Raw genomic sequence first — 18521 nt, 5'->3', positions numbered from 1 at the left:
CAAGCAGCGCTTGGCTTCTCAATCGAACAGCGCGTTACTACGGGTATCGCAACGATCAACCCGAAGGAGAAACCACCATGACCAGCATCCAGATCCCCGCCACCCAGAACGACGCCTGGGGCTTTTGGGGCACGATGAACGAGCACGCCAGCGCCGCGTGGCCCCTGGCGATGAGCGCCATCTCGGACGCCACCGGCCAGCCCTTCGAATCGGTACGGGTCTTCCTCGACAGCCGCCACGGACGCCACTTTGCGGACGACGTCCAGAACGGGCTCTATCAGGGCCAGCCCCTGGCGAACGCGATCAACGCCGCCACGGAGCGCTGGATGGGCTGGACGATTGGCCGCCAGACCAGCAAGCAGTACGGCATCCCGCGCGGCCTGCCTTACCTGACGGGCTTCGTGATTCACTGCGAGATCCTCGACGAGTCGCTCGCCGCCTGATCGAGCGCCGCGCCATTCGCCTCGTGGGTGGCCTGCTTGCCGGTGAAGTCTTCCCACCGGCGCACGATCACGTCCACGTACTTCGGATCGAGTTCGATCAGCCGCGCAACGCGGCCTGACTTCTCTGCGGCGATCAAGGTCGTGCCCGAGCCACCGAAGGGGTCGAGCACCACGTTACCGGGTCGGCTCGAATTGCGGATCGCGCGTTCGACCAACTCCACCGGCTTCATCGTCGGGTGCAGGTCGTTCTTCTGCGGCTTCTTGATGTTCCAGACGTCGCCCTGGTCGCGGTCGCCACACCAGTGGCGTGTCGCCCCCTCGGGCCAGCCATAGAGGATTGGCTCGTACTGGCGCTGGTAATCGGCACGGCCCAGCGTGAAGGTGTTCTTGGCCCAGATGATGAACGTCGACCACTTGCCACCGGCAGCGCGGAAGGCGGCCTGCAGCACATCCAGTTCGCTCGACGACATCGCCACGTAGATCCCGCCCCGGCAATGCGCCACGGTGGGGGTCAGCGCCGCCAGCAGGAAATCGTAGAACCCGTCGCCCAGGTTGTCGTTCAGGATCGCGCGATCCTTGCCGCGCATCTTGTCCTTGGCGCTGTTGGCGTAGTTCACGTTGTACGGCGGATCGGTAAAGACCATATCGACCGGCTCGCCTTGCAGCAAGGCCTCGTAGCTTGCCGCCACGGTGGCATCGCCACACAGCAGCCGGTGCGGGCCGAGCACCCAGACATCGCCCGGACGCGAGATCGGCGTCTCGCAGACTTCGGGCACCGCATCCTCATCGGTCTGCCTCTCGTTGTCAGGCTCGTCGCCCGCGATCAGTTCGGCCAGGGCGTCGGCGTCGAAGCCGGTGATGTCGAGGTCGAAGCCGTCCAGCTGCAAGGCTTCCAGTTCGATCCGCAGCATCGCGTCGTCCCAGCCTGCGTTCTCGGCGATGCGGTTGTCCGCGATGACCAGGGCCCGGCGTTGGGTGGGGCTCAAGTGGTCGAGCACGACCACCGGCACGATCTCCAGCCCGAGTTTCTGGGCGGCGGCCAGCCGACCGTGGCCAGCGACGATGATGCCGTCGCTGCCCGCGAGGATCGGATTGGTGAAGCCGAACTCGGCGATGCTGGCAGCGATCTGCGCCACCTGCTCCTCGGAGTGGGTGCGCGCGTTGCGGGCGTAGGGCAGCAACTTGGTGGTCGGCCACTGCTCGATCTTTTCGGCCAGCCAGTTCATGCCATCACCTCGGCATCAAGGGTGGCGGCGCGCTCGGCGGCGACCTGCGCGAAGGACTGACCGGTGGCGATCAAGCTGACCGGCACACCGGGGTGGTTCTGCTGGAAGCGTTTAATGGCGACATCCACGTACTCCGGCGCGATTTCCACGCTGCGGCAGACGCGGCCCGTGCGCTCGGCCGCCAGCATCGTGGTGCCGCTGCCGCCGAAGGGTTCGAACACGATATCGCCCACGTCCGTGTAGGCCTCGATCACGAACTCCGGCAGCGCGACCGGGAACACGGCGGGGTGGTCGATGTCCTGACCGATCTTGCCCTTGTGGCGCATCACGCGGATCACGCTGTCGGGGATGCGCGTGTCCTGCGTCGGCAGGCCCTTGTGCGTCCAGCCACCCACTTCGCCATCCTTGCCGCGCATCGCGGTGGACGACCCGTCGGCGCGCAGGTGCGATTCCTGCCCGGCGTGCTTGCAGGGCACGATCTTGTTCGGCTTGCGGCTTTCGCGGTTGAAGTGGAAAACGAACTCGAAGCTCGGGGCGAAGCGTCCTGCCCAGTCACCGGGCATTCCCGGCCCCTGATCCCAGACGTACCACGCGAAGCGCCGCCAACCCTGCTGACGCATCCAGCCGAGCCACGCATCCCAATACGGGATCACCTCGTTGTCGCGGTGGATGAGGCCAAGGTTGACCAGCACCTGCCCATCGCCCGTTATCGGCAGGTGCGCGAACACACCACGCATCAGGCCATCCCAATCGGTGATCCCGCCCGAGGTGTAGTCGCGCTGGTTGCCGTAGGGCGGCGAGGTGAAGCACAGGCGAGCGGTGTCGCCGTCCATCAGTGCCGCGACCACGCCCCGGTCGGTGGCGTCGCCACAGATCAGCCGGTGCGACCCGATGGCCCAGACATCGCCGGGGCGCGACACCGCCACGACCGGCGCATCCGGCACGTCGTCCGCTGCGTCCTGCTCGTCGGTATCCGGCTCCGGGTCGGTACCGTCGTCGGTCACCTCACCCGTGAGCAGCGCTTCAATCTCGGCATCCTCGAAACCGGTCAGGGCAAGGTCGTACCCGGCCTCGGACAAATCGGCCAGCTCCAGGGCCAGCATCTCTTCGTCCCAGCCCGCATCAAGCGCCAGCCGGTTGTCGGCGATCACCAGCGCCCGTTTCTGCGCGACGGTCAGATGCGCCAGCTCGATCACCGGAACCTGATCCAGCCCGAGCTTACGGGCTGCGGCCAGACGCCCGTGCCCGGCGATGATGCCGTTGTCGGCATCGACCAGGATCGGGTTCGTCCAGCCGTACTCGACGATGCTGGCCGCGATCTTGGCGATCTGGCCTTCGGCGTGCGTGCGCGGATTGCGGGCGTAGGGAATCAGCGCCTCGACCTTGCGGTACTCGACGTTGAGCGTGTTCAAAGTGGAAGTCCCAAAAGCAAAACCCGCCGAGCGTTGCCGCCGGGCGGGTTGAGTGAATGAAGATTCTGGTGGGGTGGTAACTGCGCCAGGGGGTGGTAACCGAGGCCGGTAACCTGCCGACTGGTAACCTTGTCCGCGCCCTGACGCTAAAAAAGCGTCGCGCTCGCGCCCCCCGCATGGGACTTTCGGCAGGAAGGACCCCTTTCACCTCGGGCCGCTCGCCGAACCGTCACCGCTGTCCAGAAGATAGCTGAAATACTACCCCCGGCCGTGCTGTTTTGTTGCAGGCTCGACGAGCGTCAAAAGGGACAAACGCAGGAAACGAAGGACAAACGCGGCAAGCATTACCCTGCTTGGCCCACGATTTTGGAAGGCAGGCGGAGGCCTTCGCCGTTGAGTTTCTCGGCGACGATCTCCAGCGCCCGTTGCCAGCGCCGCCACGCCGTCGTTCGGTCGCAAGCAAAGCGGATCGTGATGTCGCGCCAGCCGTAGCGCTTGGCCCGCATCCACACCAGATGGCGCTGCTCGACCTCCAGCCACTGCACCCACTTCATCGTCTCCAGCATCCGGGCAACGGCGTCGGGTGTGGGTGGGAAGGGTCGGTAGACGTGCTCGTCGGCGGCAAAGGCTTCCCACTCCTTGCGCACAATGATGGGCCAGGTGTTGAAGTAGCCCTGCACACGCACCGGTGGCAGGCGTCGTCCGGTGCTGGCGGCTTCCTCGAAGCGTGCTGCCACGTCCTCAATCGTCCAGTCGTTGCGGGCCACGTCACACCTCCTGTCCAAGGTCGTGGTGGTGGACAGCCCAGTGCAGGAGGGCCAGCGCGTCGGCTTCGTTGTCGTCGGCCGGGGCATGACCACGGGCACGGGCGGACGCCACCATCTCGTCCTTGCTGGCGTTGCCCTTGCCGGTGGCGTGCTTCTTGATCGTGCCCACGGGCACGCCCTGGTAAGGGATCTGGTGGTGTTCGCACCACGCGGTGAGCGTGGCGAGGAAGCCGCCGTAGGCGTGCGCCGCGTCGGTCGAGACGTGGCGACGGACTTCCTCGAAGTACAGGCAGTCGATGCCGTCGCAGGATTGCTTGATCTCGGTGAGCCAGCGCTTGAAGCGCAGGAAGCGCATTCCGCCGCCTTCGAATCGTTGCGGACGAAAGCTCTCGGAACCGCTGGTGATGTGGCCGTCGCTGCCCCGCAGCGCCCAGCCGGTGGTGGTGCCCAGATCGAGGGCGAGGATGGTGGTGGTCATGGTGTCAGTCCTTGTCCGGTGCAGGTCTGACGCAGCTGACACGGAATACCGAAACTCTCCGTGAGGCGCGCACGCGCGCACGCGTATAGAGAGTTACGAGCAAATGCGTCAGCTGCGTCAGACGACGTGGTCTTCATGGGGGTCAGTTGTCCGCGTAGGGGGTGTAGGCGGGCATCGGCGGGTGCTTGAGGCCAATGCCCTGGAACCCGCGCACGCCCATGCCGTTGCGCCACTTCTCGATCCCGCGCGTGATCAGCAGATCGGAGAAGCGCCGTTGCGCGCCGATGAACTCCCCGGCGGCCTCGGCCCACTGCTTCCAGTCGGTGAACAGTTCGGCGGTCAGCGATTTGGCGTTGGGCGCGCGCACGCAGCGTTCATCGAGCCAGCGCCCCAGCGCATCCTCGGACTCGAAATACTCCTCGGTCGCCGACACCACGCTGGCGGGCGGCTTCAAGCCTTCGCGCTGCCACGCAAGACACCCGGCCACGGCCCACGCCAGAATCCCGTCGCGTTCGGCCAGCAGCTTCTCGGTCAGGCGGCTATCGCGCCGCTCGGGCGGAATCGTCACTGTGAAGGGAATCATGTGCATGCGCCGCTTCATCGCTTCGTCGATGTTGCGGATGGCGGGCTTGTGGTTGCCCACGATCACCGGCTTGAACTGCGGCGTGTACTCGAAGAAGTCCTGGCGCATGAAGCGCGCGGAGATCTTGTCGCCGCCCGTGATGGCCTTGACCTTGGACTCGTTCAAGCGCCGCCCCTGCTCGGTTTCGATGGCCGTCACGAAGCGCGCGCCGCGCAGGCCCGCCAGATCGGTCGGATGGCGGTCACCACGCGTCTCGACGAAGGTGTCCATCGACGCCGTGGCGGCGTAGTCGCCGAGGATGGTGCTGATGACGTTGGCGAACACGCTCTTGCCGTTGGCACCCGTGCCGTACAGGAAGAACAGCGCGTGGGCGCTGGTCACGCCGGTCAGGCAATAGCCGACCATCCGCTGCAGGTAGGTCTGCAGATCAACATCGCCGCCCGCGATGTCAGACAGGAATGCCATCCACTGCGGGCAGTCGCCACCCGGCGTGGCCGTGGTGATCTTGGTCATCCGGTCGGCGCGGTCGTTCGCGCGCTTGCGACCGGTCTTGAGATCGACCACGCCACCGGGTGTATTGAGCAGCCACGGGTCGGCGTCCCATTCGTCGGTGGTGGCCGCGTGCCTGCGGTCTGCCCGCGCCAGCCGCTCCACACCACCGACCGTGCTGGCGCTGGCCAACTTGGCGGCGACCTTGGGGTTGTCGGCGCGCACGGCGGTCTGGCGGCAAACGCTGCGGATCAGGTCGGTGGCGGCCAGCGTGTCCTCGGCGCGCCAGCGTTGACCGTCCCACACCAGCCAGCGACCCCACGCAGCCACGTAGCGCCAGTCGCGGTGGTAGCGGCGGGTGAAGGACAGCGCCAGCGCGTCCTCGGTGCCCCAGACAGATTCGTCGCTGCTGACCACCGGATCGACGTCATCGGCCACGTCGTGCATCTGCAGGCGCGGCCCGTGGGTGAGGAAGGTAGCGACATCAAAGCCCTCGGCGATGGCGTCCGCCACGTCCCAGCCCTCGGCAGCTTCCTCGGGCGGATAGAGGATGTGGCAGGACTTCGCACCCGCCGACAGGATGGCCTGCGCCGCCTGTGCCGCGTAGTCCCAGCCCGGTTTGTCGCGGTCGGGCCAGATCAACACCACCTTGGCTGAAAGCGGCGACCAGTCGGTCTTGTCGACCGGGGCGTTCGCGCCGTGCATCGCCGTGGTGGCCACGATGCCCGCGTCGATCAAGGCCTGCGCGCATTTTTCGCCTTCGACCAACACCACCTGCGCGGCACTGCTCATCCCCGGCTGGTTGTAGAGCGGGCGCGGATCGGGCGGTGCCATCCTGCGCCGCTTGGCGTCCCAGGGCCGGAACTGCTTCTTTTGCCCGGGCGGGTCGTAGCGGTAGACGACGGCGATGAGATGCCCCGCAGCATCGAGGTAGTCCCACTTGGCGGTGGCGGGGCCGAGCTCGTCGACCGGCACGTCCTTCTTGCTGGTCTTGCGCACCGGTGCGGAACGCGAGCGTCCGAGCAGATCGGCAACGGCGTCGAGCACGCGCGGAAAGTCGTGCAGCACGTCGATGCCGAGGTGCGCACCTATCAGCGCATAGATGTCGCCGCCGTCGCCAGTAGCGCGATCCGTCCACAGCCCTTGCTTGTCGCCATCGAGAACCACTTCGAGGCTGTCGCCCGGACTGCCCAGCACGTCGCCGATCAGGAACTTGCCACGGCGCTTCTTGCCCGCAGGGAACAAAGTGAACAGAACGGATTCAAGTCGTGCGAGCAAGTCGGCACGAAGCTCTTCGCGCTCGGCGTCGCTGAGGGTGCGGCGGTTGTGATCGGGCAGTGGCGCGATGTCGTTGAAGTCGAGAGTCATTCGGCCTCCACGCCATCGGTGTCTCCGTCGCGCCCCTGCGCGACGGTGCTGCGCGCCGCCCACGCAGACAGTTCGGACGGGCGATAGCGCACCAGACCGCCCATCAGGTAGTGGGGAATCTTGTACTTGCTGCGCATCTGCGGGTCGGCGAACCAGTAGTACGGCAAGCGCAGCGCGGCAGCAGCTTGCTTGGCGTCGATCATCGGTTCGACGTCGCCGATGAATTGCGTGTCGTCGCTCATGGGGTTCTCCAGCACCGGTCTTGCCATGCGCACATCCGGCATTCGAAGTGAGTGGGTTCGTGGAAGCTGCGCGGCAGCAGCTCACCGGCTTCGGTCGCGGAGATGACCTTGACCGCGCGATCCGTCATCCGCTGCGCGAGCGCGCCATCGAAGGGCACCAGCTCGACGTAGATGTCCATCGAGTCGGCGTTGATCGCGGTGAACAGCGCCGGGTGCTCGTGCAGTTGCAGATGCGCCTGATAGAGCGCGACCTGCGCCGCGTACACCGGCTTGGCGACCGCGAGGCCCTTGGCTTCCAGTTCGCGCCACGATTTCGCGCCGAGGCACTTGTTCTCCCACAGCGCGGGATAGTGGAAACCGTCCGGCCCGCCGACGATCACGCCATCGACGTGGCCGCGCAGGCGACCGTGCGCATCGGAGAAGCCGAACTGCTCGCCATCGGGCTTGCGGGTGCGCAGGTCGAAGCCCGCGTCGCGCAGCCACGCCACCATGCAGTCCTCCATGAGGTGGCCGCGCTCGAAGATGCGCAGCATCCGGCCCTGGGTGTCGCGCCCGTGATCGACCGGAGCTTTGGCGTACTCGAACTGCAACGCGCGCTCGCAAGCCGCTCCCAGACGCGACGCGCCGAGGTAGTCGCGTGCGGTCTGCTGCGCACGCACACGTTGCATGCCGATGTCAATCAGCGCCGTGATCTGGCCGGAGAGGCTGGCCGAGGAATTGAAGTCCATCATGGCTTCCTCCCCTTCGGCTCGTCCCACGGCAGGTCGTCCTCCAGATCGGCGAACGGATTGGCAGCGTCGGGTGCCAGCGGATCGGGCGTCGGCGGCAAGCCCCGCACGGGCGGGAACTTGGTGGCCTCGTGGTGCGCGACCATCGCGTCCGACCAGCAGGTGACGATGGCGTCGATCACCTGCAGCGCTTCGGTTTCGGAGTAGTCGCCCAGCGGCTTGGCAAACCCGATCTCGCCCGCAGCCTCGCCGAAGGCCTTGAGGCACTGGCGCATCGCGGCCAGTTCGACATCAGACGGATCGATCATGGCGACCTCCGTCTGGTCGATGCGGCCTTCCTTGGCGCGCTGCCAGTTGCTGTACAGCCCATGAAACGCGTCCTGACAGCGGCGCGAGCAGAACACCCAGTCGAGCACGTAGCGGCGCGGATCGGCGGTCTTGAAGCGACCGTCCGTGTGGCCGTAGCCGCGTGCTTGTCGTTTGCAGACCCAGCATTTCACGCCCCCTCCTCGAGTTCATCGAGCAGCAGGCCCAACTGCAGGGCAGCGCCAGCGAACGCGGCTTCGCAGCGGCGGGCGAAATCGCGGTAGTTCATCGAGCTGCGCGCAATCGCGGTGACCGCGTGAATCTGCGATTCAAGATGCGCCAGCCCCTGCTCGGACAACCACTGGTGGTGCTTCTGCGAGATGCCCTTGCGGTTGCGGATCTCGCCCAGCAAGTCCTCCGGCAGCACCGGCCCGTAGACCCAGCGCAAGGTGATCTGGCCGATGACGTGGGGCGGGTTCTGCTCGTGCCCCTGGTACCGCCAGTTGAAGAGGCGGTACAGCGCCCGGTAGTAGTCCGGGTGGAAACGCCGCTCCCATGACGCGCAGGACTGGCGCAGCAACTTGGAGATCAGCTCCTGCAGCGCATCAGGCGCGCGGTGGTGCTGGTAGCCGGTGGCCTCGTCGATCAGCGCGACCTCGCCGGTGGTGGCGAGCGCGCGCATGATCTTCATGCAGTTGGGCACCAGCTTCCTGCGCGCACGGTGCAGCGTGTGGTCGAGCGCGGCATCAATCACGCCGGAGGCGATCTGGGTGATCACGCCCGCCGGGAAGAACTGCGCCCGCCGGCCGCTGGGCAGCGAAATCGGTGATTCAAATTTGTCCAGCTCTGACAATGACTTAGGCGAGAAGTCGGCCAAAATTTGGCGGAAACGGTGACCCGTGTTGTTCTCGTGGACGCCGAGCAGCTTGGCCACCTGCTTGCGGACGTAGCCGCGCTCGCCGGTGGTGAGCACGACCGCCTCGCAGTCGAGGTCGCCGAAATGCACGACGCCGCAGTGGCTGGCACTGAGGGTGGATGCGCTCATGGCGGCCTCCCTCACTGCGCCCACGACGGTTTGCCCGTCACGGGTGCGCGTTGTGGAGCCGGTGTTTGATACGCGGGGGCTGCCTGCGCCGGAGCGCCGGACGTGCCGCCGCCCGACGCCTTGGGCGGCACGCCCATCAACTTGGCGTAGTCGGGGTGATCCGGTTCGACCGCCACCTTGACCACGTTGCGGTCTTGGCCCTTGCCGTCCTTCTCGATGTCGACGCGGGCCAGGAACTCCAGGCCATCCAGTTCGTTGAAGCCCTGGATGCGGCGTGCGGCGGCGGCCTGCGGGCCGTTGTCCTGCGGGTGGACGTTGCGTGCGCTGTTGAGTGCGGCGCGAATGAAGCTGCGCCCCATCTGGCCCCAGGTCGGGCCCTTCTTGGAGTGCAGGCCGATGTTCGACCACATCTTGCGTTTGGCATGGTCGCCAGCGGTGACCACGAATTCGGCCGCAAGATAGATGGAGCCGGTCTCGAAGGACTCGGTGGCGTAGCCGCCGCCCCAGCCCTGCGACGGGTCGTCGTAGCCACCGGGCTTGATGGTCATGCGCACCGGGACAGTGGTGCCCTTGGGGATCAGATCGAAGCCGGATTGCTGGGCGTCGGCGTCGTTGAAGTCATTCCATGCGGTCATTGCGATTACTCCTGAGATTCGATGTGTGTGGGGGTGGCGGCTCTGGCGGGCGTAGCAGGTGCGTCCGCGCACTTGGCGATCAGCGCGCCGAGATGCGGCGGCTCCAGCAGGTCGAGACGACCGCTGCGGTCTTTGGCCGGGAAGCCGTAGGGATTGACGGTGTGGGTGACGAAGGCGCGGTAGGCGCTACCGTCCTCGGCCTTGATCTCGGCCAGCGTCACGACCTCGTCGACGATGCCGGGCAGCTCCAGGCTGGTCTTGCTGCCTTCGATCTGCGGCACGAACACCTTGCGGTTGTAGTCATCGAGGCGTTCGTCGAGGATGGCCACGAACACGACGTTCTTGCCGCGTGCGTGCTGCAGGTGGGTCAAGGCACTCACCATTTCCTGGCCCAGCAGGCCGTAGGCACCGCGCAGATCAGGCTTGCCGGAGCGGTCGCTGGTAGCACCGGGCTGTGTCTTGCACCACGCGAAGCACTGGCGCGACAACTGCGTGATCGAGTCGAGGAAGAAGGTCTGGTAGCGGTCGAGCTGCGTCGCGTCGCCGAACTTCTCGATGACGTGGTCGTAGTGCGCCTGCGAGAAGGCAGACTCCGGCGGCAGCGACTTGTCCGGGCCCGCGAGGAACACGAAGAAGTCGCGGCTCTCGGGCCAGGACGCCGGTCGGATGGTGTCGCCCGGCCAGTCGGCCACTGCCAAGTCACCGGCCTCGATGTCGATGAACAGCGTGGTCTTCGGATCGAGGTCTTTGAGCCGGGTGGTCTTGCCGATGCCGGACTTGCCGAGCATCAGCAGCTTGACGCCCTTGCGCTCGGCCATGCGCTGCTTCGCGGAGATGATGGGAAGGCTCATGCCACACCCCCATCGAGCGTCAGGGTGATGGTCGGCTTGCCTTCTTCGACCGTGCGGGCGGCGGCGAACTGCTCCTGCAGCGCCGTTGGCCAGTTGGTATAGCGGGACTCGGACACCGACAATTTGATGTCGATGTAGTCCTCCACCTTGTCGCCCGAGGCGACGATGCGCTCGGCCATCTCCTTGAGAATGGGCTGGCTCCAGGTCACCTTCTTGGGAAGCTCGTACTTGACGTGCAACGCGCCGTCGTTGACGTGGGCGGTGCCGAAGTCGCGCCCGGAGTCACGCAGTGCGACGCGCGCCTGCTCACCGAAACGCTGCAACTTGGCGGCGTCCAGCTTGGTGCGCAGTTGCTTGAGGTAGGCGGAGGCCTCGTCGACGTTGCGCTCGGCATCGACGAAGTCGGTGACCGGCAGCGCCGCCAACTGGGCGATGCTCATGGCCGCGAGGTCGGCGGGGAAGATGGTCAGGTCGCTCATGGCCGTCCTCCTCACTGGTACACGCGAGTGAAGGTCGAGTGCCGCGAAACGCGACGCTCGAAGGCTTCGATCTCGGAGATCAGGTAGGTGACGCGGGCACCGAGCTTGCAGAAAACCGGGCCGAGCTGTTCCTGCCGCCAGCGGCGCAGGGTCTTGACGGAAAGCCCCCAGCGGATGGCCAGTTCGTTTTCGTCGAGGGCGATGCGGGTGGCACCGTCCGGAAGGGGCCGGATCAGCTTCCGGCCGGATTGAATGGAAGGGACTTGGTTTTGCATGAGGAGCACTCCTTTCGTTGGGGTGCTCCTACTTTCTTGCCGCAAGGCTTGCGATATTTCGCAGCCTTCACGCAGAAATCGCGCGGAAATTACAAGGGCGTGTCCCTCACGCCATTTCGGATTCCGCTGTCTCGTCGCCAGTGGCTTGCGCGGAGCCTACATAGTCGGGTGCGCCGATGTTCAGTTCCCAAACGCGGGGTTTGGCATTGCCATCTGCGCCACGGAAATACGTCTGCCATTCCGGTGCGCCCCGGAACAATTCGGCCATCGTGCGAAATGAAACGCCCGACGCAGACTCGATCTGAGCCTTTGACCATTTGCGCCGCCCGGATGTCCAGCCATTGACGAACACCTCGACCACATCGAGCCATTCCTTCTTGGTCAGCGTCCACGGATCGGGCCACGGCCCGTGCAGCGTGCCGCTGCGTGCGTCGTCCTTGATCAAACGCGGCGTGTCGATCACGGACGCTTCGGATTGCCGACGACGAATCTCAGCGTCGACCGGCGCGAGATCAATCGACACCTTACCGTTGGCGTCCTTGGCGAGCGCGTCCAATGAGACAACGATGCCGGGCCCAAGGTAGCGGCGCGGCTGGCCCGCCGTCGTCGACAACACGATGGTGAGGCCGAGATTCGACTGGCGCAGCTTTGTGTCGAGTTTGTCTGCGTGCTTTGGCTCCCACAGCCTGGACACCAGCGCGACCGGAATGCGCTGATCGCCCATCCTGTAGTTGCCGAGCACATAGGGCTCCTCTTCGTCCACGGTCAACGGCATGTCGACCAGTTGGGGACGAAGCAGTTCGTCGAGACGTTCCCGCAGGTAGCCCTTGTTGATGTCGTATCGGCAAAGGTCGCCTTCAGCCAGGTCGAAGCGTTCGTCGGTGACGTCATCAACCGCCGAAGTGCTGGTGCTGTTGAAGATGACCTTCAGTCGGCGGAACCCCTGCTGGCCGTCGTCATCCTCAACAGGGACGGTGATGTAGTCGCCCGGAGCCTTCTGCCTGAGCAGACCCTTGCTCACCAGATCGGCGGCGGTCAGACCAAGCGCTGTCAGCAGGTGTCCATCCGCCTCGTGGCCTGCAAGATCGAGCAACTTCATCTCGGCTCGGAACAGCGCGAGGTCGGCACCGACCTTCGCCGGTTCGACTCGCTTCATCACGCCCAGTGAAGTCAGGATGTCTTCACCGCATTGGCGCAGACGTGGATCAGGCAGGTTCAGCAGATTGCACGAACCCCGGTGATCGACCGTGATGTCCAGTGCGCGCGATTCCTGCTCGCCGTCGAAACGGATCGAGAACGAGAGCTTCACCTCGATCACGGAACGACAGCTGGACAAGGGGTTGTGGTCGCCGAAATGCTTGTCGGACACGCTCCAGACGCTGTCGCTGTTCGCCATCGCAAAAGTGACGCTGTGCCGGGTATGCCCGAGGGTCACGGTGATCGACGAAATCCATGCGTCCAGGATCACAGCACCCTTGGCGGCTGCGGTGCGCAGGTTGAACGAGCTCTTGAACATGCCCAGCTCGTAGCTGATTGCCCCGACAGGCTGCTTCGAGAGCGGTTTGTCGAAGCCGACCGCGACGAAGCGATCCGCGAGGCGTTGCGCCGTGCCGCGCTTGTCCGAGAGCACATGCACTTTGTTCGCTGCCGGGTCGTACACCAGCGTTGCTTCCAGTGCGGGTGTGAAGACCAGGAGGTCGCGGCGACGATCCTTCATCTGCCGCAGCAGCTTCATCTTTCCGGGGTGATAGACGACCAGATAGTGCATGCGTCGCTTGGCGGCCGCATCGCCTTCGTCCATCTCGAAGTGAATCAGCTCGCAGTTCTGCTTGGCCTCGTCGTCCAGTTCGAGGATTTCGCCCACGCCTTCGTGCAGCTTTTTCTCGACTTCCGGCGTCCACTGGAAGTCGCGCCCATCGCCGTCGCGCACCGTGAACCCCAGGAACTTCTTGTGCCCGTGGAAATGGTGAGTCAGGTAGATGGTCTCGATCTGGTCGAAAACGCGCGACGCTTTGACGTGCAACCAGATCAGCCGGGTCATCGCATCCGCCGACTTGTCGAAGGTAGCGATCTCCGCGTGCTGTTCGAATTCCAGTTCCCGGTAGGCGTGCTCCAGCATTTCCTCGGTACGGAATCGGACAAGCTGGAGAAGTCGCACGGCCTCCTGATCGGCAATGGTGATGTCCTCGCGCCTAATCTTGAGGATGTGCTCGCGCAGCGCCGTGCGCGCCTGATCATCAGGCAGAGACGCATCGATGCCCCCGAGCATGGCGAACTTTTCGACCTGCGCCAGCAGCTGGATCGCGGTGACGGTTGCCGATTCGATCAGTTCGGCGATGTGCTTGTTGTTCTTGTGAGACTTCTGGGCCACTCGATGCTCCTTGGATTGATGCTGAGTGGCCTTCCTCTCTTCGGCACCGTCAGCGCGGTTCGACATTCACGGGATGATTCCCAACATGATCTTGGTCTTGATGCTGGACAACCAGTCCTCGCGGTACTGCAAGGCCAAGGCGTCGAGATTGACGCGACCGACGCCCGCTTTGCGGGCGAGATCTTCCAGCGAGGTCATGCAGTTGAGCCAGCCCAGCCCATTCGATGCCACCAGGGCCGCCTTGTCGGCAGTGGTCACGACGATGACGTTGCTGGGCAGGAGCTTGCTGGCATGGAGCCATGCGAACAGGTGCTTTTCGCCGTCGTCCAGCGTCAGGCATCCGGGCTGGCTGGTGACCAACGCGGCCAGTTCCTTGCGGGTGACGGGGTGCCGGGCGGTGAGGCCCGCGTGCAGTTCAGCGGACGCAACCGGTACATGGCGAGGATCGGTGGGATCGCCGGTCAGCGTTTCCTCGACGCATTTCTCGACGGTTTCGACGGCGAAGTGCGTGGCGATGGCTGTCCAGCACCGTGTGCGAAATGCTTCGAGGATGACGTTCGTGTCAGCGAATACGCGCACTTGAGGCATACGGTATTCACCTCAAAGCTCGAACGGAGCGGGCAGGTCGTACTGGCCGAACAGCTCAGTCAACCCACCAAGGCCAATGCCGATGGCTTTGGCGGCCTTGCGCGCCGACAGCCGTCCGTTTTCCAGCGCCTCGTGCAGCATCTTCACGAAGGACGCGGAGAACCGCTTAGGCGCGCCGGAAACGGAGGGGCGCTGCTTCTCTTGCGAGAGGCTTAACCGTGTGTCTTCACCGATCAGCTTGAGGTTGAACAGCCGCCATGCCAGCGCCACCGGCGCGACTCGCAACAGGGCTGCGACCTCGCACAGATGCGCGATGTCGTTGACGCGTTCCTTGTCGATGAGCTTGTCGAGCGAGGCACGCGGCATCAACAGCGCAGCCGCGAAACTGTTCGCCAGCTGCTCGACGCGCTTGCCCTTGGTGCGCTCCTCGAAAGAGTTCGACTCCCGGTGTTCGGGCCTCATCGCATCCCACGTCAGGGCGTGGAAGAGTTCGTGGGCGAGGTCAAAGAAGCGCCGAGCCTCGCTTTCGTTGCGGTTGATGAGGATGACACCCATCTCCTCCAGGTGGCAGGTTGCACCGGAGATCGACTTGCCGTCTGCGGTCTCGACCGTGTCGACGAACAGCACCGGGATGTCCAGTTCGCGCTCGACCTTGTCGATCAGGGTCTCGGCAGGGATGACGCCCAGGTCGAGCTCTGCGGCCAAGCTTTCCGCGCGCTCCTGCGCATCCTCGTAGGACGACTGGGTAGACAGGCGCAGGGCGCGCTTGAGCACGCTGGCCCGGCTGTCGCGCTGTTCGCGCAGCCAGCGCAGCAGCCCGATCCATTGGCCAGCCTTCAGCTCGAAGCCGTCCAGGCTGTCCTCAGACACGCCGGGATCGGCACGCCAGTTGAATTGCGCTTCGCCCGCGACGGCGAAAGGGTCGATGAAGAATTCGATGTCCCGATCCAGCAGATCGGTCAGGGCAAGCATTTCCTCCGCACGCAGCGTGCGCTTGCCGTTTTCGATGTCGGAAACCGACTGGCGGTCGTTCAGGCCAAGGCCTTCGGTGAGCTGATCCTGCGTCCAGCCCTTGGCCTCGCGCGCCGCCTTCACGCGGAAGCCGATCAGCTTGTGCGAGATCTTGTCGAGCATGGGTTGGCACCTCCGAAAACGTCATTCTACTCTTGCAAACTTAGTTGCGCAAGAAAGGCTTGCGAACAGCGGAACGCAACAGCATTACCCTACGTTGCCATCCGCTTCGGAAGATCAGGCTCACTATCCCTGACGGTTGCTATTCCCCGGAGCCGTCATGAAGAACCTCGAACTTGCATCTCCCTCGGAGATGTCCGCCAGCGCCCGTGCTGGCGAAATCGCCGCCATCCTTGCGGCCGCCATCGTCCGCACGCTCGTCGCGGACGAGCCAAAACAGAGAGAAGTTGGCCTTGGCTTCCTGCCCGACCAGCGCGTTCATCCAACCCCCTATCCACAGGAGAAGTTGTGATGAACGAGAAACAAGCATCCGTCGCCGCGCAGATCGCGGCGCTGTCCAGCCTGCCCATTGCCGAGTTGTGGCCGGTGTGGGATCGGTACTTCAGCAGCCGCCCTATCAATCCCAACCGCGCCTTCATCGAGTCGCGGATCGCCTACAAGATGCAGGAGGAGGTCTTCGGCGGTCTGGCACACAACACCCGCCAGCGCCTGGAGGCCATCGGTGCCAAGCACTCCAAGATCAAGCTGCGGGCCCGTCCGCACGACATCAACTTCGCGCCCGGCACCGTGCTGCTGCGCGAATGGGGCGACCGCGAGCACAAGGTGGCGGTCACCGCCGACGGCCTGTTCGAGTACGAGGGCAGCACCTTCAAGAGTCTGACCGCCGTGGCCCGCCAGATCACCGGCACGCACTGGTCGGGCCCGCTGTTCTTCGGCCTGACTGGCAAGGCAGGTGCGCAATGAGCGACGCTGCACAGATTGCCTCGCCCAAGGCGCGCAAACGTTGCGCCGTCTACTGCCGGGTGTCGTCGGATGAGCGGCTCGACCAGGAATTCAACTCCATCGACGCGCAGAAGGAGGCTGGCCACGCCTACGTCGCCAGCCAGCGCGCCGAGGGCTGGATTCCGGTGGCCGACGACTACGACGACCCCGGATTCTCCGGCGGCAACACGGATCGGCCCGGGCTGAAGCGCCTGATGGCCGACATCGAGCGCGGCCAGATCGACATCGTGGTGGTCTACAAGATCGACCGCCTGACACGCAGCCTTGCCGACTTCTCCAAGATGGTCGAGGTGTTCGAGCGCCACTGCGTGTCGTTCGTGTCGGTCACGCAGCAGTTCAACACCACCACCTCGATGGGACGGCTGATGCTCAACGTGCTGCTTTCCTTCGCCCAGTTCGAGCGCGAGGTCACCGGCGAGCGCATCCGCGACAAGATCGCTGCCAGCAAGCGCAAAGGGATGTGGATGGGTGGCGTGCCGCCCCTGGGCTACGACGTCGAGAACCGCCTGCTGGTCATCAACGAAACCGAGGCGGCGGTGGTGCGGCGCATCTTTGAGGAGATGCTTACCATCGGCTCGCCCACCCAGATTGCCGCCAACCTGACGCTGGACGGCATCACCACCAAGGCGTGGACGACGCAAGACGGCCAGACGCGGGCAGGCACGCGCATCGACAAGAAGTACCTGCACAAGCTGCTGCGCAACCGCATCTACCTCGGGGAGTTGTCGCACAAGGGCAGTTGGTACCCGGGCGTGCATCAAGCCATCATCGATCCCGGGCTGTGGGGGCGGGTTCACGAGGTGCTGGCCAAGGACGGTCACACCCGGTCGGTCGAAACCAAGATCCGGTCGCGCACCGACGCCTTGCTGCGCGGGCTGCTGTACGCGCCCTCGGGCGAGCGGATGTACCCGACCTACTCGCGCAAGAACGGACGCAAGTACCACTACTACGTGTCCAAGTCGGAAGCGCGGTTCGGCGCGCCGGGCAAGAGCTACGAGCGCCTGCCTGCGCCGGAGATCGAAGGGGCGGTGGTCGTCCAGATCCGAACGGTGCTGACCAGCCCGGAGACCGTGGCGTCGGTGGTGCGGCACATCCAGCGAAACGGGGCCCATATTGACGAGGCCACCACGGTGATGGCGATGGGACGGCTCAACAACGTGTGGGATCAACTCTTCCCCATCGAGCGCCACCGCATCGCCAATCTGATGATCGAGCGCATCGACCTCGTCCACGCGGGCGAGGTGCAAGGGATCAAGGTGAAGTGGCGGGAGGTGGGCTGGAACGCGCTGATCGAGGAGTTCGCGCCCGACAGCATCGGTGCCGAACTGCTGGAGGTCGAAGCCTGATGGATGAGTCGATGGAAACCTTCGTGCCCCTGACGTTTCGCCGCCGGGGCGTCCAGCGCGTGGCTGCCGACGACCGCAACGTCCACGACGTCACCTTGCTCGACGGTGTGGCACGCGCCTTCTACTGGCAGCACCTGCTGGACACCGGCGCGATGCAGAGCGGGTCCGCCATCGCCCGCGCCGAGAAACTGCACCACTCGGTGGTCAACGAACTGCTGCGCCTGACCCTGCTGGCCCCCGACATCATCGAGCAGTTCATGGCGGGCAAGCAGCCGCGCCGTCTGACCCTGATGTGGTTTCAGCGAAACCGCCTGATGGTCGACTGGCACGCCCAGCGCCAGCTCATGGCCAGTTTTGAGGAGGATGTGTGAGCAAGAAGCATCGCGGCCACGCCAAGGGCGACCTTGTGACGTATCAGACGCCGCTGCCTGCTGGCGGCGTGCAGATGGAGACCTTCCTGCCCTGGACGCTGGTGCGCCGAGGTCTGAAGAAGCAGGTCATCACGCCGCTCGACGCGCCGCAGGAATTCTTGGACGAAGCCCGCCGTGAGCGGCAGGTACGCGAGATGGCGCAGGACACCCCTTTGATGCGGGCGCTCGGCCTCGCGCACCACTGGCAACGCCTGCTGGACGAAGGACGGTTCAGTTCCATGACCGAGATCGCGGCGGCCGAGGGTATCGACCTCGGCCAAGCGAGCAAGATGAGCCGACTGGCACAACTGGCCCCCGACCTGATCGAAGCCATCGCCCTGGGACGCCTCGAGGTGGGCGTCAGCCAGTTGCTGCGCGGCAAGTTGTCGGCATCGTGGCTGGCGCAACGTGAGACCCTGGTGGCAGGCTCGCGCTGACATCCGTGCCGCACCAACACTCCGCCGCAAGGCGGTTTTTTTGCGCCTTTCACTGTCTCGGTCGCGCC

The 18521-nt window shown here is 65.0% G+C and carries 22 protein-coding genes; 6 read left to right on the top strand and 16 right to left on the bottom strand.

The window, feature by feature from the left end:
- Positions 1-77 precede the first annotated feature (77 nt).
- Positions 78-443 carry a hypothetical protein gene (locus ACTPOI_RS12790; RefSeq protein WP_440109352.1) on the top strand — a complete coding sequence of 122 codons (366 nt, stop codon included), beginning with the start codon at positions 78-80 and terminating at the stop codon, positions 441-443.
- Here the strand turns inward: ACTPOI_RS12790 and ACTPOI_RS12785 are convergent.
- The 16 genes from ACTPOI_RS12785 to ACTPOI_RS12710 all read right to left on the bottom strand — a co-directional run bounded on the left by ACTPOI_RS12785 (position 407) and on the right by ACTPOI_RS12710 (position 15420).
- Positions 407-1669, bottom strand: a complete 1263-nt coding sequence (locus ACTPOI_RS12785) for a site-specific DNA-methyltransferase (RefSeq protein ID WP_440109350.1) — start codon at positions 1667-1669, stop codon at positions 407-409. The genes ACTPOI_RS12790 and ACTPOI_RS12785 overlap by 37 nt on opposite strands.
- Positions 1666-3081, bottom strand: coding sequence for a site-specific DNA-methyltransferase (locus ACTPOI_RS12780; RefSeq protein ID WP_440109348.1), 1416 nt, complete (start codon positions 3079-3081; stop codon positions 1666-1668). The genes ACTPOI_RS12785 and ACTPOI_RS12780 overlap by 4 nt, the downstream gene beginning before the upstream one ends.
- Positions 3082-3425: 344 nt before the next feature.
- Complete coding sequence (locus tag ACTPOI_RS12775) at positions 3426-3848, bottom strand: DUF6362 family protein (protein ID WP_440109346.1); 423 nt, start codon at positions 3846-3848, stop codon at positions 3426-3428.
- Between the two features lies 1 nt (position 3849).
- Positions 3850-4326: a crossover junction endodeoxyribonuclease RuvC gene (locus ACTPOI_RS12770; RefSeq protein ID WP_440109344.1), complete on the bottom strand. Its 477-nt coding sequence runs from the start codon at positions 4324-4326 to the stop codon at positions 3850-3852.
- A 142-nt stretch (positions 4327-4468) separates the two neighbouring features.
- Positions 4469-6766, bottom strand: coding sequence for a phage/plasmid primase, P4 family (locus tag ACTPOI_RS12765; protein WP_440109342.1), 2298 nt, complete (start codon positions 6764-6766; stop codon positions 4469-4471).
- Complete coding sequence (locus ACTPOI_RS12760; RefSeq protein WP_440109340.1) at positions 6763-7008, bottom strand: hypothetical protein; 246 nt, start codon at positions 7006-7008, stop codon at positions 6763-6765. The genes ACTPOI_RS12765 and ACTPOI_RS12760 overlap by 4 nt, the downstream gene beginning before the upstream one ends.
- A complete protein-coding gene (locus ACTPOI_RS12755) occupies positions 7005-7739 on the bottom strand; it encodes a hypothetical protein (protein ID WP_440109338.1) in 735 nt (244 codons plus the stop codon). Before ACTPOI_RS12755 ends, ACTPOI_RS12760 begins: the two co-directional genes overlap by 4 nt.
- Positions 7736-8236: a DUF6511 domain-containing protein gene (locus ACTPOI_RS12750; protein WP_440109336.1), complete on the bottom strand. Its 501-nt coding sequence runs from the start codon at positions 8234-8236 to the stop codon at positions 7736-7738. The genes ACTPOI_RS12755 and ACTPOI_RS12750 overlap by 4 nt, the downstream gene beginning before the upstream one ends.
- Positions 8233-9087, bottom strand: a complete 855-nt coding sequence (locus tag ACTPOI_RS12745) for a P63C domain-containing protein (RefSeq protein WP_440109334.1) — start codon at positions 9085-9087, stop codon at positions 8233-8235. The genes ACTPOI_RS12750 and ACTPOI_RS12745 overlap by 4 nt, the downstream gene beginning before the upstream one ends.
- Positions 9088-9098: 11 nt before the next feature.
- On the bottom strand, positions 9099-9722 hold the full coding sequence (locus tag ACTPOI_RS12740; protein ID WP_440109332.1) for a hypothetical protein: 624 nt from the start codon (positions 9720-9722) through the stop codon (positions 9099-9101).
- A gap of 5 nt (positions 9723-9727) precedes the next feature.
- Complete coding sequence (locus ACTPOI_RS12735) at positions 9728-10573, bottom strand: ATP-binding protein (protein WP_440109330.1); 846 nt, start codon at positions 10571-10573, stop codon at positions 9728-9730.
- Positions 10570-11052 carry a hypothetical protein gene (locus ACTPOI_RS12730; RefSeq protein WP_440109328.1) on the bottom strand — a complete coding sequence of 161 codons (483 nt, stop codon included), beginning with the start codon at positions 11050-11052 and terminating at the stop codon, positions 10570-10572. The genes ACTPOI_RS12735 and ACTPOI_RS12730 overlap by 4 nt, the downstream gene beginning before the upstream one ends.
- An 11-nt stretch (positions 11053-11063) precedes the next feature.
- On the bottom strand, positions 11064-11327 hold the full coding sequence (locus tag ACTPOI_RS12725; protein WP_440109326.1) for a helix-turn-helix transcriptional regulator: 264 nt from the start codon (positions 11325-11327) through the stop codon (positions 11064-11066).
- 106 nt (positions 11328-11433) lie between these two features.
- The gene (locus ACTPOI_RS12720) at positions 11434-13698 is read right to left on the bottom strand and encodes a hypothetical protein (protein WP_440109324.1); all 2265 of its coding nucleotides are present in this window, start codon (positions 13696-13698) and stop codon (positions 11434-11436) included.
- A gap of 66 nt (positions 13699-13764) precedes the next feature.
- Positions 13765-14286 carry a hypothetical protein gene (locus ACTPOI_RS12715; RefSeq protein WP_440109322.1) on the bottom strand — a complete coding sequence of 174 codons (522 nt, stop codon included), beginning with the start codon at positions 14284-14286 and terminating at the stop codon, positions 13765-13767.
- A 12-nt stretch (positions 14287-14298) separates the two neighbouring features.
- Positions 14299-15420: an ImmA/IrrE family metallo-endopeptidase gene (locus ACTPOI_RS12710; protein WP_440109320.1), complete on the bottom strand. Its 1122-nt coding sequence runs from the start codon at positions 15418-15420 to the stop codon at positions 14299-14301.
- Positions 15421-15577: 157 nt separating this feature from the next.
- Here ACTPOI_RS12710 and ACTPOI_RS12705 point away from each other — a divergent pair, with 157 nt between their 5' ends.
- The 5 genes from ACTPOI_RS12705 to ACTPOI_RS12685 are packed head-to-tail and all read left to right on the top strand — an operon-like array spanning position 15578 to position 18453.
- A complete protein-coding gene (locus ACTPOI_RS12705) occupies positions 15578-15769 on the top strand; it encodes a hypothetical protein (RefSeq protein ID WP_440109318.1) in 192 nt (63 codons plus the stop codon).
- Positions 15769-16221 carry a DUF2924 domain-containing protein gene (locus ACTPOI_RS12700; RefSeq protein WP_440109316.1) on the top strand — a complete coding sequence of 151 codons (453 nt, stop codon included), beginning with the start codon at positions 15769-15771 and terminating at the stop codon, positions 16219-16221. The genes ACTPOI_RS12705 and ACTPOI_RS12700 overlap by 1 nt, the downstream gene beginning before the upstream one ends.
- Positions 16218-17606, top strand: a complete 1389-nt coding sequence (locus ACTPOI_RS12695; RefSeq protein ID WP_440109314.1) for a recombinase family protein — start codon at positions 16218-16220, stop codon at positions 17604-17606. The genes ACTPOI_RS12700 and ACTPOI_RS12695 overlap by 4 nt, the downstream gene beginning before the upstream one ends.
- Positions 17606-17977: a site-specific recombinase resolvase gene (locus tag ACTPOI_RS12690; protein ID WP_440109312.1), complete on the top strand. Its 372-nt coding sequence runs from the start codon at positions 17606-17608 to the stop codon at positions 17975-17977. Before ACTPOI_RS12695 ends, ACTPOI_RS12690 begins: the two co-directional genes overlap by 1 nt.
- Positions 17974-18453, top strand: a complete 480-nt coding sequence (locus tag ACTPOI_RS12685; protein ID WP_440109310.1) for a LacI family transcriptional regulator — start codon at positions 17974-17976, stop codon at positions 18451-18453. The genes ACTPOI_RS12690 and ACTPOI_RS12685 overlap by 4 nt, the downstream gene beginning before the upstream one ends.
- Positions 18454-18521 lie beyond the last annotated feature (68 nt).

This window comes from Acidovorax sp. BL-A-41-H1, assembly GCF_051942715.1.
The sequence above is the reverse complement of the archived record's forward strand: the minus strand, read 5'-3'. Positions and strand labels throughout refer to the sequence as shown.

Excerpts from the sequence above, each read along its gene's own strand:
- ACTPOI_RS12790 (WP_440109352.1), top strand. The coding sequence starts at position 78 with ATGACCAGCATCCAGATCCCCGCCACCCAGAACGACGCCTGGGGCTTT.
- ACTPOI_RS12785 (WP_440109350.1), bottom strand. The coding sequence starts at position 1,669 with ATGAACTGGCTGGCCGAAAAGATCGAGCAGTGGCCGACCACCAAGTTG.
- ACTPOI_RS12770 (WP_440109344.1), bottom strand. The coding sequence starts at position 4,326 with ATGACCACCACCATCCTCGCCCTCGATCTGGGCACCACCACCGGCTGG.
- ACTPOI_RS12765 (WP_440109342.1), bottom strand. The coding sequence starts at position 6,766 with ATGACTCTCGACTTCAACGACATCGCGCCACTGCCCGATCACAACCGC.
- ACTPOI_RS12760 (WP_440109340.1), bottom strand. The coding sequence starts at position 7,008 with ATGAGCGACGACACGCAATTCATCGGCGACGTCGAACCGATGATCGAC.
- ACTPOI_RS12755 (WP_440109338.1), bottom strand. The coding sequence starts at position 7,739 with ATGATGGACTTCAATTCCTCGGCCAGCCTCTCCGGCCAGATCACGGCG.
- ACTPOI_RS12745 (WP_440109334.1), bottom strand. The coding sequence starts at position 9,087 with ATGAGCGCATCCACCCTCAGTGCCAGCCACTGCGGCGTCGTGCATTTC.
- ACTPOI_RS12740 (WP_440109332.1), bottom strand. The coding sequence starts at position 9,722 with ATGACCGCATGGAATGACTTCAACGACGCCGACGCCCAGCAATCCGGC.
- ACTPOI_RS12735 (WP_440109330.1), bottom strand. The coding sequence starts at position 10,573 with ATGAGCCTTCCCATCATCTCCGCGAAGCAGCGCATGGCCGAGCGCAAG.
- ACTPOI_RS12730 (WP_440109328.1), bottom strand. The coding sequence starts at position 11,052 with ATGAGCGACCTGACCATCTTCCCCGCCGACCTCGCGGCCATGAGCATC.
- ACTPOI_RS12725 (WP_440109326.1), bottom strand. The coding sequence starts at position 11,327 with ATGCAAAACCAAGTCCCTTCCATTCAATCCGGCCGGAAGCTGATCCGG.
- ACTPOI_RS12715 (WP_440109322.1), bottom strand. The coding sequence starts at position 14,286 with ATGCCTCAAGTGCGCGTATTCGCTGACACGAACGTCATCCTCGAAGCA.
- ACTPOI_RS12710 (WP_440109320.1), bottom strand. The coding sequence starts at position 15,420 with ATGCTCGACAAGATCTCGCACAAGCTGATCGGCTTCCGCGTGAAGGCG.
- ACTPOI_RS12705 (WP_440109318.1), top strand. The coding sequence starts at position 15,578 with ATGAAGAACCTCGAACTTGCATCTCCCTCGGAGATGTCCGCCAGCGCC.
- ACTPOI_RS12700 (WP_440109316.1), top strand. The coding sequence starts at position 15,769 with ATGAACGAGAAACAAGCATCCGTCGCCGCGCAGATCGCGGCGCTGTCC.
- ACTPOI_RS12695 (WP_440109314.1), top strand. The coding sequence starts at position 16,218 with ATGAGCGACGCTGCACAGATTGCCTCGCCCAAGGCGCGCAAACGTTGC.
- ACTPOI_RS12690 (WP_440109312.1), top strand. The coding sequence starts at position 17,606 with ATGGATGAGTCGATGGAAACCTTCGTGCCCCTGACGTTTCGCCGCCGG.